General features: G+C 69.8%; 9 protein-coding genes. 1 reads left to right on the top strand and 8 read right to left on the bottom strand.

All coding sequences use genetic code 11. The features are described 5' to 3' along the window. Positions 1 to 314: 314 nt before the first annotated feature. The 8 genes from E1295_RS24625 to E1295_RS24660 form a co-directional block, all read right to left on the bottom strand. Entirely contained in the window at positions 315 to 1925 is a 1611-nt protein-coding gene (locus tag E1295_RS24625) for an ABC transporter permease (protein WP_132633076.1), read from the bottom strand. Further along, positions 1922 to 2812, bottom strand: coding sequence for an ABC transporter ATP-binding protein (locus tag E1295_RS24630; RefSeq protein ID WP_132633078.1), 891 nt, complete (start codon positions 2810 to 2812; stop codon positions 1922 to 1924). The genes E1295_RS24625 and E1295_RS24630 overlap by 4 nt, the downstream gene beginning before the upstream one ends. An 8-nt stretch (positions 2813 to 2820) precedes the next feature. Next, a complete protein-coding gene (locus E1295_RS24635; RefSeq protein ID WP_132633080.1) occupies positions 2821 to 4029 on the bottom strand; it encodes a cytochrome P450 in 1209 nt (402 codons plus the stop codon). Positions 4030 to 4038: 9 nt separating this feature from the next. Further along, positions 4039 to 4698 carry a TetR/AcrR family transcriptional regulator gene (locus E1295_RS24640; RefSeq protein WP_246080310.1) on the bottom strand — a complete coding sequence of 220 codons (660 nt, stop codon included), beginning with the start codon at positions 4696 to 4698 and terminating at the stop codon, positions 4039 to 4041. Positions 4699 to 5358: 660 nt separating this feature from the next. Then, positions 5359 to 6552 (bottom strand): PucR family transcriptional regulator, encoded by a 1194-nt coding sequence (locus tag E1295_RS24645; protein WP_246080312.1) that lies wholly within the window; start codon positions 6550 to 6552, stop codon positions 5359 to 5361. Between the two features lie 276 nt (positions 6553 to 6828). Then, entirely contained in the window at positions 6829 to 8244 is a 1416-nt protein-coding gene (nhaA, locus tag E1295_RS24650) for a Na+/H+ antiporter NhaA (RefSeq protein ID WP_132633082.1), read from the bottom strand. Positions 8245 to 9248: 1004 nt separating this feature from the next. After that, positions 9249 to 10838 (bottom strand): ABC transporter permease, encoded by a 1590-nt coding sequence (locus tag E1295_RS24655; RefSeq protein WP_132633084.1) that lies wholly within the window; start codon positions 10836 to 10838, stop codon positions 9249 to 9251. Then, positions 10835 to 11728: an ABC transporter ATP-binding protein gene (locus E1295_RS24660; RefSeq protein WP_132633086.1), complete on the bottom strand. Its 894-nt coding sequence runs from the start codon at positions 11726 to 11728 to the stop codon at positions 10835 to 10837. Before E1295_RS24660 ends, E1295_RS24655 begins: the two co-directional genes overlap by 4 nt. 324 nt (positions 11729 to 12052) lie before the next feature. On the opposite strand from E1295_RS24660, the gene E1295_RS24665 reads away from it, so the two are divergent. After that, positions 12053 to 12733, top strand: coding sequence for a TetR/AcrR family transcriptional regulator (locus E1295_RS24665; protein WP_132633088.1), 681 nt, complete (start codon positions 12053 to 12055; stop codon positions 12731 to 12733). The last annotated feature ends 91 nt before the right edge of the window (positions 12734 to 12824 follow it).

Consider the following 12824-nt stretch of genomic DNA (forward strand, 5'->3'; position numbering starts at 1 on the left):
CGTGGTTCCGGCTTCTCCAGCACAAGGAGCAGCAGCGTGTTCCGGCTCCACCGTAGCGCGAGGGCCAGGCCGTCGCCGCTACGGTAATGATCAAGATTCGTGGGAGAAACGTCAGAGCGAGCGGCTTGAGAGCCTGATGGGCAGGAGGGGAAGAACTCCTCGCGCCCCTGTGCAGCGCACAACTCCTCGAACGCGTGGCATCGGCAGGGCTGTCCGCCACGTGCGTGCTGCTCGCCCTCGCGCAGCCCCTGGTGGTCGGACCGCTGCTGGGCGTCAGCCCACTCGCCAAGCCGACGGACACGGCGGTCCAGGACCTACGAGCCGTCCAGGTCGCGGCGGCGAAAGCCGTACAGGCCGATCAGGAGCAGGCACGCCGCGAGCGCCGTGAGCATCACCAGCGGGGCGAGGCTGAAGTCCTCGACCGGCATCCGGGGAATGTGGTCGAACGGCGACAGGCCCCTCGCCCAGCCCGGCAGGTCAGCGCCCCAGAAGCGGATGACCGCGCCGAGGGCGAGCACGGCCCAGGCCAGTGCCGCGCCCCTGGGCGCGAGCCCGAACAGCGTGGCGGCCACCCCCAGCAGGAAGAGGATCTCCGGAATGCGGGCGAGCACGGCGGCGGCCGCCGCCGTGCCCCAGGCTGCGTCACCAAGCGCCAGGGCGGTGCCGACGCCCATCGACAGACCCGAAACCGCCAGCAGCGCGACGGCGGCAAGTCCGGTGGCCAGGAGGGACGACCCGAGCCAGGCCCATCGGCCGGTCGGCGTGGCCAGCAGCGGTGCCACCCGACCGCGCCTTTCGTCCGTCCGCAGCCGGGTCGCGGCCAGAACCGTGAAGATCCCCACGAGGAAGACCATCCCGACCGCCATGAGGCTCAGGTAACCGCCCACCACATCTGGACCGCCGCCGAGGAACTCCTCGACCATGCCCTCCCGCATCGAGCCGGTGAGCCCGCCGAAGACCAGACCGGCCGCCAGCAGGGACCCGCCCCACCACAGGATGGACGCGCGCTGGAGCCGGAACGCCAGCGCGAACGGCGAGCGCAGCCCGCGGGCCGCCCGCGCCCGGCCGGGGCGCGAGGCCACCAGCCCGGCGCCGAGGTCCCGCCGCCCCGACAGGGCGTACGCGACCGCCGTCAGAGCCGCGCTGAGCAGCACCGGCAGAGCCAGCGGCCACCAGCGTCCGTCGCCCGCCACCCGGGTGAGCTGTGCCCACCCCATCGGGGAGGTCCAGATCAGCCAGCCGCCCTGGACGGCGCCGACGGCGCGGAGCAGCCACACGACGGCCAGCACTCCGCCCGCGATCCCGGCGGCGGCTCTGGCCTGCTCGGTGAGCTGCGCGCTCACGGCGGTGACCGCGGCGAAGACGAGACCCATCGCGGCCGTGGCCGCGCCGAACAGCAGCGCACCGCTCACGGTCATTCCGACGCCGAGCGCCGCCGCGGTCAGCAGCAGGGCCAGGACCGCGTTGGTGATGACGGCGACGAGGAGCGCGGCCGTGAGTGCGGCATGCCGGCCGACGACCGCGGCGCGAACCAGCTCGGCGCGGCCACTCTGCTCCTCGGCGCGGGTGTGCCGGGCGACGAGCAGCATGTTCATCAGCGCCGCGCCCAGCAGGAACTCCGGGAGGTAGACGTTGACCAGGTAGCCGAGCGTCGTGGGGTTCTCCATGCCGAACATGGGACCGGAGAACAGCCGCAGCATGGGGATGTTGATCATCTCCGTGCTGGCTGCCAAGGCCTCAGGGGTCGGGTTCGTCCTGGCCACCACGGCGGCGAAGTAGGGGAGGAACAGGGTTATCCCGAGCGTCCACGCCGGCAGCTTGACCCTGTCCTTGCGCAGGGCCAGCCGCAGCATCGCGCCGGTGCCGGTCAGGGCGCCACCGCCGGCAGCGGCGGCCGTGCGGCGGCTTACGACGGTATTGGTCATGCCGCTGCTCCGTTTCCGTAGTGGCGCAGCATGAGCTCCTCCAGCGTGGGCGGATGGCTGCTCAGCGCCCGGATGCCGAAGGCGCCCACGTGCTTGATGGCGCCGTCGAGGTGCTCGGCGTCCACGCTGAAACGCACCCGCCCGTTCCCGCCTTCGGCGTCGTGCACCCCGGGGAGGGCGGCCAGGCCGGTGACCGGTGCGGCGGTCTCGGCCTCCACGGTGGTGCGGGTCAGATGGCGCAGCTCGGCCAGCGTGCCGGCCTGCACGATCCTGCCCTGCCTGATGATGCTGACCCGGTCGGCCAGCTTTTCCACCTGGGCCAGAATGTGGCTGGACAGCAGGACGGTACGGCCGGACTCACGCGTCTCCGCGACGACCTCCTGGAAGACGGCCTCCATCAGCGGGTCGAGACCCGAGGTCGGCTCGTCCAGGACCAGCAGCTCCACGTCGGCGGCGAAGGCGGCCACGAGCGCCACCTTCTGCCGGTTGCCCTTGGAGTAGGTGCGGCCCTTCTTGGTGGGGTCGAGCTGGAAACGCTCGACCAGCTCTGCGCGGCGGGTCTCGTCGAGCCCGCCGCGCAGCCGGCCGAGCAGGTCGATGACCTCGCCTCCGGTAAGGTTCGGCCACAGCTCCACGTCGCCCGGCACGTACGCCAGCCGCCGGTGCAGCTCGGAGGCGTCCGCCCACGGGTCACCGCCGAGCAGCTCGGCCCGGCCGGAGTCGGCACGCACCAGGCCGAGCAGGACGCGGATGGTGGTGGACTTGCCCGCCCCGTTGGGGCCGAGGAAGCCGTGGATCTCGCCGGTGTTCACGGTGAGGTCGAGCCCGTCCAGGGCGCGGGTCGGGCCGTAGGTCTTGACCAGATCGCGGGTCATGATGGCTGTCATGGGGCGGCTCACCACTCCACCGGGAGGCTCTTGGGGCCGAAGAAGGCCGAGTCGTCTTTCATGGGAATCTCCTGTGCGGGCACCGCGAGGTGCAGGCCGGGGAAGCGGTCGAAGAGCGCGGGCAGCGCCGCGCGCAGCTCTACTCGGGCCAGTTGCTGGCCCAGGCACTGGTGGATGCCGTGCCCGAAGGTGAGATGTCCTTGGGCCGGTCTGGTGATGTCGAACTCGCCGGGGCGTTCGAAGCGGGACGGGTCGTGGTTGGCGGCGCCGACGAGCAGCTCGACGGTCTGGCCCGCCCTGATCAGCTCGCCGCAGATCTCCACATCCTCCACCGCCGTGCGCAGCATGCCGCTGGGCCCGGTCAGGAAACGCAGCAGCTCTTCGACGGCGTTGTCGGTCAAGCTCGGGTCGCGGCGCAGTGCCTGGAGCTGGCCGGGGTGCTCAAGGAGCGCGAACGCCCCCAGTGCCAGCATGCCGGAGGTCGACTCGTACCCGGCCGCGAACAGCAACAGCCCGATGGAGGTGAGCTCCTCGTCCGAGAGACCACCGTGGTTGATCAGACCGCTGTAGACGTCACTGGTGGGCTTTTCACGCTTGTCCGCGATCAGCGGCGGGAAGACGCCGAGCATGGTCGCGTACGCCTGCTGGATCTGCTCCTGGGTCGACTCCCCGTCGAGCGCGGTGGCCGCGGCCTGCTGGAACACGGGCAGGGTGGATTCGGGGATGCCGAGCAACTCGCAGATGAGCAGCGCGGGCACGGGAACACACAGGGCGGTGACCAGGTCGGAAGGTGGCCCCGACCGCTCCATGGCGTCCAGGCAGTCCTCGGTCACCTCGGCGATCCTGGCCTCGAGCCGCCGCATCCTGCGCACGGTGAACTCGCCGACCAGCAGCTTGCGGTAGCGAGTGTGCTCCGGCGGGTCCATGCGGACGAACATCCCGGGCGGCGGCGGCGCGGTGAACACAGCCTGGGCGCCGGCGTTGGGCATCGTGACCGGCGGGTGGGCCACCTCGCGCCGGATGCTGAAGCGGCTGTCGGCAAGGATGGCCCTGACCACGTCATAGCCGGTGGCCAGCCAGCCCTGGTGGCCGTCGGCGAAGATCATGGGCCGGAGCGGGCGCTCGCTCCTGAGCGTGGCGATGATCTGAGGCGGATCGAAGAGGCCAGGTCGGGTGGTACGCGCCGTCCAGGGGAGCTCGATGGCGCCCTCTGTCATATCGCACTCCTAGAAGCGTGGTTGGGGTGTCTTGTCATGGATCTTTTCGAGGGCTTCCCGCAGCGAGGCGGCCGTCTCCGGGGTGAGCACCGGGTGGGAGTGGATGTCGAGGAGGGTCAGCGCGAGCAGGTGCGCGCCCTCCGGGGTGGCCAGGTCGACGCCCAGCCCGCGGGAGACGTGCTGGTACAACACCGGCACGATCAGACTCATCGCGGTAGCGACCGTCGCGCGGGCCTTGCGACTGGCGTACGGGGGATCAGGGCGGGACTTGTCGACCTCCTCCAGCCATTCCTCGTACACCTGGACCATTTCGTCGAACAGCGGCGCCGCCCACCCCTCGGCCAGGGCCCGTGCGAGATACCGCTGGTACGGCCCGAACGCGGCCAGCGCGGAGCCGACCGGGTTCACGTCGGGAGGCGTGGAGCCGGTGCGTGTCTCGTCGCCCAGCCGGCGTATCTCCTTGAGGAGATAGTCGTCACACGCCTCCCGCAGCGCCTGTTTGGAGCCGAAGTGGTGGCGCACCAGCCCCGAGGAGACCCCCGCAGCCTCGGCGATGCCGCGGATCGTCGCCCTTTCGAACCCGTGCTCACCGATCTGCCGCAGCGCGGCGTCCCTGATGCGGGCGCGAGCCGTCAGATCCTCCAGGTCTGCCTCGATCCTGGCCATCATCACACTCCCTACACACTCGGACATTTAACTATACACATGTGTAGCCGCCCTCGACACGATGGCATCGCCTCCGCACTTGCACGGCCTCAGTGAACAGCCGAACTCAGCCGGCCCGTGCGCGAGACAGCAGCGGCTCCGCAAGCACGCCTGCACTACACAGGCGAGATCTCTCGAAATGCCGTACGACGTCGCCACCTTCGAGCGCCGACGTCAGGGCGGCCCGCCGCCGCACCGCCCGAGGCCCGATCGCCCGTGATCCGCGTGAGCGTCGCGCCGTACTGCCGTCCTACCGAGGGCCGGTGAGCGCCCTTGACCCGTTCGAGACTTTGCCGCCGGACGGCACGCCCGGGATCTGGCGCACGATTTCGCGGCCATGAGGTCCGACGCGAAATCGATGGACGTGCTGGCGGTCATGGTCCGCGGAAATCTCCCCGGAGTCGTGATTTGGACTTCTCTGGGCGTCCCCAGGCGACGCTCTCGCTACCGAAGGTGCTCGATCTACTGCTGCCGTGGCCGTTTCGTGAGAGCCCGACAGCGTAGCCCGCTTGCCACGGTCTTCGACGCCCATGCCGGTCCAACGTGATCTGTGCTCACCGTCTGATCACGCGACTCTTGCAGGCACTCAGCGAGGGCTCGATAGGGCAGAGGGCCGGGTGCCGCTCATGATGGTTGCTCAGGCCAGCCCAGAAGTCGCGCGCCGAGAGTCGCGGTCTCGAGCGCATGTCGCTGGATCGGGTTGTTCAGGTCATAGCCGGTAAGCTCGCGGATTCGCTGCAGGCGATAGGCCACCGTACGCACGCCGATGTGCAGGCGGCGTGCCGTCGCCGTTGCCACGCCCTGGGCGGCGAAGTAGGCGAACAGCGTCTCCAGCAGCGCGCCGGGGCCTCCTCTAGCGGTCCGCAGAGGGCCGAGCACGGCTTCGACCAATTCGCTGATCGCCGCGTTGTCCCTCACCAGCACCTGAAGAACAAGCAGATCGGACGCATGCAGAATCCGCTCGGGGAGTTCCAGGCGATGGGCGAACGACACCACGCTGCGGGCTTCCTCGAAGGAGCGCACCACGCCGCCCAAACCGTGGTGGTTGCGGCCCACCCCGATCCGCAACAAACGGTCGCCCTTCATCATCTCCTGCACCGCCGAGCCGAAGGCTTCGCTTACGCCTTTCACGTAGCCGGAGGATATGCAGACCAGCAGGCCCTCCTTGGTGGCGATCAGGATGTCACGCAGGCCGAACCGGGACAGCAGGGACGCTTCCACATGCCGTGAGACCGGCCCGCCGTCGAAGAAGGGCTGTTCGGCCTCGGCGATGGCGACCACGTGGGCGCCGGCCAGCCGCAGCCCGAAACGCTCCGCTTGCTCGGCGAGGGTGCCCACGTCGCGGCGTCCGTGGAGCAGGTCGTCGATGAACTCCCGGCGTTGTGCCTCCTCGCGGCGGATCATCAGGCGCTGGGCCGCCTCGTAGCCCTCCACCAGCGCCACAATCGACCGGTCCGCGGCCTTGAACACCGCTTCCCCGGCGGACCGGAGCTCCTCCGCCCGCCTGCTTCGGACGATGCCCGGCAGGGCGGGCCATGCCAGCCATGTCGCGCTCAGGTGCACATCGATGATGGCGCGCAGGGGGACGCCGTCCCGCGCCGCGGTCTCACCACATTCCCGCATACGTGCCAGCGCCGCCGCGTCGGGGCGTCGCCCGGTCTGACTGACGTCGGCCAGCAGCGGGAGATAGTCCCCCAGCCACTGGGCGGGAACGCCTCCGGCGTCAGCGCTGGCACGAGCGGCGATCTCAGCGAAAGGCAAGTGATCCATGTGTCCGCCGGTGCTGTGCCGATCTTCCCTGTCCCAGCGATGAGTCATCGTTCCAGACTGCTCCGGGAAGGCGTCAATCGGCAAGATATAGAGAGGTATTGGCAGGTATGTAGATTTCTGCTTGCCGGAGGCCGGCAATGAGCGCCGCAGCGGTAAGGACTGTCTGGCGCGTGTCCCAGCGTTTCATCCGTCGTGGACGAGGGATGGCCGCAGCTCTTGCCGGGCTGCCGGCCATGGTGACGGTGGATCCGGATGGCGTCCTGAGCCGGTCCTCTCGCACGCCGATCCGGCGATCACGGCCACGTGCTGCGCACGGATCGAGGGTCACGCCGGCTTGTTCCGTTGCCTGGGCCGCGCACGGTCCACGCGGTCGTGGTCGGCGAGATGTTGACGGCCGGCGCGGTTGCCATGAACGGCACGGTGGTCAAGGGGGGCGACGTGGCTTTGACAGACATCGGGGATGCTGTCACGGTCCTGCTCCGCGGTCTCGGCCTTGTGCAGGCGCCGGTGAACACGGTTACGCAGACGCAGGATCACCGACGCCAGCAGCGCCGCGGCGACAGAGCCGCCGAGCACGGCCATCTTGACGTAGTCGCCGCGCTCGCCACCGGCGCCGAAAGCCAACTCGCCGATGAGCAGCGACACGGTGAAGCCGATGCCGGCCAGAATCGACAGACCCAGCACGTCGACCCAGTTCAACCCCTCGTCGAGGTGGGCACGGGTGAATCGAGCCACCAGCCAGGTCGCGGCCATGATTCCGATGGGTTTGCCGACGACCAGACCGACCACGATGCCGATGGCGATCGGGTCGCTCAGGGCGGTGAGGGTGCCGTTCAGCCCACCCAGGTGCACGCCCGCCGACAAGAACGCGAACAAGGGCACCGCCACCCCGGCTGAGAGCGGCCTGAACCGGTGCTCGAAGTGCTCGGCCAACCCCGGCCCAGCTTCCGGCCCGCCGCCGCCCCGGCGGCGCATGACCGGCACGGCGAACCCCAGCAGCACGCCGGCGACGGTGGCATGCACGCCCGAGGCGTGCACCAGGACCCAGACCGTTGTCGCCAGCGGCAGCAGCAACCACCAGGAACGCAGCCGGCGCTGCACCAGCACGGTGAAGATCGTCAATGGAACCAGCGCCACCAGCAACGGGATCGGCGCGAGGTCGCTGGTGTAGAAGACGGCGATGATGACGATCGCCAGCAGGTCATCGACCACGGCCAGGGTCAGCAGGAACGTGCGCAGCGCCGCGGGCAGGAATCGGCCGATCACCGCGAGCACCGCCAGCGCGAAGGCGATGTCGGTCGCGGTGGGGATCGCCCAGCCTGCGGCGGCGCCGTCGACGTCCCGGGTGAGCAGCAGGTAGAGCGCGGCCGGGACGATCACACCTCCGAGGGCCGCGGCGACCGGCACCGCGGCCCGCCGCGGCTGGCGCAAGTCCCCGGCGACGAACTCGCGTTTGAGTTCCAGGCCGGCCACGAAGAAGAAGATGGCCAGCAACCCGTCGGCGGCCCAGGTGGCCATGGTGAGGTTCAGGTGCAGCCAGGCAGGGCCGATGGTGAAGCTGCGGACCTCCTCGTAGGCGGCTGACCACGGGGAATTGGCCAATGCCATGGCCAGTGCCGCGCCCGCCAGCAGCAGGGCGCCGCCGATGGTCTCCTTGCGGAGAATGTCGGCGATGCGACGGGCTTCAGCCCAAGATCGCCGCCCGAACAGGCGGGGTGCGCTACGCGCGGTGCCAGTCATGAATACTCCAAGTCTGTACGGCAGGCGGGACCTCGTCCTCCTGTAACCGGGTCGAACGCTCAGGCCGCTTCGGAGCCGTCGCCGCAAGCGGCCCAGCTCGGTGCCGGCGTCGCGGCGGCTCACGCGGCCGGCGACCGTTCACGCAGGTGCGAGCACACTCTCGCTTGCTGTCGCGACACCTACGAGGCCGAGTTGCTGTGCGGTCTCCGGCCGAGACTGGCTGCCGCAAGCCGTCGTGGGCATCCGCCGGCGGTTGTGCTCCTGGCCGGGCATGACGTCAAGCGGCGGGCAGCTGTGGACCCGGTCCTCCCCGTAGCCCTCGCCACGTGGGCCATGAATGTCGCTCGCGCACCCGTCGTGGCCCGGCAACCGACCACCCCGTGTCACGGAAGTGCCGCCGCATCTCACCCGAGATCAACCGGACCGCGTCCATAGTGAAGGTGTCGCCGCGGCTGATGTCGAACCTGTCGATGGCCTTCACCAAATCGACATGGCCCGACCGCATGAGATTCCCACAGGCTGGTCGCGGTGCGCGCCGCGCCCTCGGTCCGACCATCCTGTGATGCCGTCGAGAAAGCTCCTGCCGTGGCCGGTTCCGGAAGGGATGACGAGCGGAGAGACCGCCCAGATGCTCGAACGTGTGTTTCTCACCAGCCCCGGCCCCATCCGCCTCTCCACACCGTGGCGTTCGAACCGTCACAGCGGTTTTCTCCAGGGCAGTCTCACCCCCCGGCTGTCGTCCCCTGCCTGAAGCCTGCCGGAAAACGTGACAGGCGACCAGGGCTACCGGCCGCAGCCTTGACGGGCAGTACGTTGCCGCGGAACGGCAACTTCGCAGGCCTGCAGGACCTGTCGTGGCCCTTGACCGGCAGCCGGGAAGGCGCGGTCCGGACCCTGCTGCACAGCGTGGCCCATCCGCGGCGCCCCTCGATACACCCCTGCGGAGTGACCGGTCAGCTGCCGTCCGGGCACCTCGCGAGCAGCCCGGAAGGATCTGAAGACCGTCAGCCCTCCCGCAGGTCACGCCGCTGGAAGGCGACGGTCCCCGCCGACAGGAGCGCTGCCGTGAGCACGCCGAGCCACAGCAACGGACCGGCATCCAAGGGGTGGATCAGCGCCTGTGGGACGTGTGCGAAGGGAGACAGGTTCCTGACCCGGTCGTCCAGTTGGAGTAGCTCGCCGAGCTGGCCGAGCAGGGCGAAAGCCACCAAGGCCGCCCACGCCAGAGCCGTCAGGCGGGGCAGCAGCCCGAACAGCAGCATCGCGATGCCGGCCAGGGTCCACGTAGCCGGCACCTGGACCAGCGCCGCACCGAGCAGGCGCGTGGCCTGACGGGCCGGCTCGCCGATCCGCAGGCCGTGTGCTAACCCGGCCGCCAGCCCGCCCGCGCCGATGATCAGAACGCTGCCGCCGAGGGCCATGCCCAGATGACTCAGGGCCCATCGCCAGCGGACCACGGCCGTGGCCAGGACCGGCTCCGCCCGCAGAGCCGACTCCTCCCCCTGCAGTCTCAGCGTCGCCTGCACCGCATAACCGCCGGCGACCAGGCCCAGGAGGCTCAGCGCGGCGGCCAGGAACGTGTCGGTCAAAGCGCCCGCGCCGCCGACCTGATCAAGTATCGCGGCCAGTTGCGGGTTGTCACCGACGATGTCGCCGACGCTGTGGGCCAGGGCGCCGAACAGCAGGCCCACGACCACGAAGCCGATCCCCCAGCCGAGCAGGCCGCCGCGCTGCAACCGCCATGCCAGCGCCAGCGGGCCCGCGAGATAAGCGGCGGCGTCAGGCTTGCCCGGCCGCGTCGGCACGAGTCCGGCGCCGAGGTCGCGCCGCCTGGCAAGCAGCACCGCCGCGGCAACCAGCGCCAGCCCGGTGACGACGAACAGGGCGAGCACCCACCAGCGCTCCCCGGCGAATGCCCGTACCCGCTGCGCCCAGCCCAGCGGGGACAGCCACGCGAGCGCTTCCACCTTGGCGGCGTCGCCGAGCGCGCGCAGGAGGAAGGCCAGGCCGAGCGCCGCGGCGGCGAGGGCGTTGGTGGTTCGCGCATGAGTGGTGAGCTGGGCGGCGAGCAGAGCAACACCAGTGAACACCCATCCCGTGCCGCCCACGGCCGCGCCGAAGGCTGCAGCGCCCGCCACGGGCAGCCCCTGCGTGGCCAGGCCCAGCGTGATCAGCAGAGCGATGAGCACGTTCGCACCCGTGGCCACGAGCACCGCCGCAGCCGACAATGCGTGACGGCCCACCCTGCAGGCACCGACCAGTTCGGCCCGGCCGGTCTCCTCCTCCGCCCGTGTGTGCCGAGTCACCACCACTATGCTCATCAACGCCGCCAGGGCCGCGGACATGGTGGTGGCCCGCCACGCGGTCAGCCCGCCGACCGAGGTCGCGTCGAACACCGGCCCGGTCAGTGCCTGCAACGCCGGCGCGGAACCGATGGTCACTCCCAGCGCGATACGCTGGCCGGCTTGCGGATACAGGTCGGCGATGGCCGCGGCGCTGACCGTGATCACGCCGGCGACCACGACGACCCAGACGGGGAGCGAGAGGCGGTCGCGGCGCAGCGCCAGCCACACCATCGTCAGCGTGCCGGTCATGCCGCGACCTGGTAGTGGCGCAGGAAGAGCTCCTCCAACGTGGCCGGCTGACAGGTCAGCGCGCGCACGCCGGCGTCGGTGAGCAGGCGCAGCACCGCCTGGAGATGCTCACCGTCGATCTGGAAACGGACGTGACAGCCGTTGACGGTCAGGCCATGAACTCCGTTCAGCCTGGGCAGACCGTCGGGGAGGTGGTCGAGTTCGGCACTGATCGTGGTGCGAGTGAGATGGCGCAGCCCGGCCAGGGTCCCGGTTTCCACCGTCCGCCCGTCGCGGATGATCGTGACCTGATCACACAGCGCCTCCACCTCCGACAGCATGTGGCTGGACAGCAGCACCGTACGGCCGGCGCGCCGTTCCTCGGCGATGACCTCCCTGAAAGCCGACTCCATCAGCGGATCCAGGCCCGAGGTCGGCTCGTCGAGCAGCAGCAGCTCGACCTCCGATGCCAATGCGGCGATCAGGGCCACCTTCTGGCGGTTGCCCTTGGAGTAGGCACGTCCCTTCTTGGTGGGGTCGAGGTCGAAGCGTTCCAGCAGCGCCGCCTTGCGCTGCCGGTCGATCCCACCGCGCAACCGGCCGAGCAGATCGATGGCCTCCCCGCCCGACAGCGTTGGCCACAGCACGACGTCGCCGGGCACGTACGCCAGCCGCCGATGCAGCTCGACCGCGTCCCGCCACGGCTTGCCGCCGAGCAACTCGGCGTGCCCCGATTCGGCCCGGAGCAGGCCGAGCAGAATGCGCAGGGTGGTGGTCTTGCCCGCGCCGTTGGGACCGAGGAAGCCGTGGACCTCACCGGTCCGTACCGTGAGGTCTAGCCCGTCGAGGGCACGATCCTTGCCGAAATGCTTGGTCAAGCCGCTGACGAGGACGGCTGGGCTGTTCGTCAAGAGAGCCTCCGCGAAGGCGGTCCGATAGGACGTTGCCGACCAGACTTCCCGGCGCTCCAGCACGACAGTAACAGCGCCGCCGGGCGTCCACCAGATGGCCGCGACCTCGCAGCGCACGCAGGGTGCGGTCGCCGGATGCGCGCCCCCCGCTCGTCGCCCGGTACATCGCCACACCTTCGACCTGCTCCAGCAACGGCTCTTGAACGCTCACATGCCCGCCCCTCGAAGAACCCTGGATGCGCGGGTTTGTGCTCCACTCCTGGCGCCTCCCTCACGGCTGGTGTATTAATAAAGCGAGCCTCGCTTTATTAATAGGAGTTGAGAGTGGCACGGACGGTCAACCCGACGGCGTACGCGGCCAGGAAGGACGCGTTCCTGGACGCCGCGCAGCACCTCATCGAGACCAAGGGTTACGCGCAGATGAGCGTGCAGGAACTGGCGGAGCGGGCGGGCGTGTCGCAGGGCGCCTTCTACCACTACTTCGATTCCAAACCGGCGCTGCTGGAGGCCCTGATCGAGCGGGCCGCGGACCAGTTGCGCGCCCACCTGTCCACCGCGTTGGACGAACCCGGTCCGCCAGCGGTGCAACAGCTCCAGCGCTTCCTTTCCGCGCTGGCCGGCTGGAAGCTGGCGCGCAGAGACGCCCTCATGGCGCTACTGACGGTGTGGTACTGCGACGACAACGCCGTGGTCCGCCAGAAGATGCGTCCCCGGCTGGCCGAGCGCATGGCGCCACTGCTGTCTGCGATCGTCCGCTCCGGGATGGACGAGGGCGCCTTCTCCGTACGCCACCCGGATCAGACCGGCCGCGTGCTGGTCTCCCTCATCCAGGACCTCAACGACACACTCGGCGAGCTGTTTCTCACCGGCCGCACGACGGCCGACGAGATCGAACACACCGTGGCCGCATACACGGACGCGATCGAGCGAGTGCTCGGCGTGCCCGCCGGCTCGGTGACGCTGATCGACGCAACGACACTGCACGACTGGCTCGCGAAGGAGTGAACGATGGTCATCGCCCTGAAGATCCTGCTCGGCCTGTACGCGCTGCAGGCCCTGGTCAAGTTCGTCAACATGTTCGCGGTGCCCTATCCGG

Origin of the sequence: Nonomuraea mesophila, from assembly GCF_004352805.1 — a bacterium.
Taxonomy (GTDB): domain Bacteria; phylum Actinomycetota; class Actinomycetes; order Streptosporangiales; family Streptosporangiaceae; genus Nonomuraea; species Nonomuraea longispora.

Coding starts and splice junctions, on each gene's coding strand:
- E1295_RS24625 (WP_132633076.1), bottom strand. CDS start 1,925: ATGACCAATACCGTCGTAAGCCGCCGCACGGCCGCCGCTGCCGGCGGT.
- E1295_RS24630 (WP_132633078.1), bottom strand. CDS start 2,812: ATGACAGCCATCATGACCCGCGATCTGGTCAAGACCTACGGCCCGACC.
- E1295_RS24635 (WP_132633080.1), bottom strand. CDS start 4,029: ATGACAGAGGGCGCCATCGAGCTCCCCTGGACGGCGCGTACCACCCGA.
- E1295_RS24640 (WP_246080310.1), bottom strand. CDS start 4,698: ATGATGGCCAGGATCGAGGCAGACCTGGAGGATCTGACGGCTCGCGCC.
- E1295_RS24645 (WP_246080312.1), bottom strand. CDS start 6,552: ATGACTCATCGCTGGGACAGGGAAGATCGGCACAGCACCGGCGGACAC.
- nhaA (WP_132633082.1), bottom strand. CDS start 8,244: ATGACTGGCACCGCGCGTAGCGCACCCCGCCTGTTCGGGCGGCGATCT.
- E1295_RS24655 (WP_132633084.1), bottom strand. CDS start 10,838: ATGACCGGCACGCTGACGATGGTGTGGCTGGCGCTGCGCCGCGACCGC.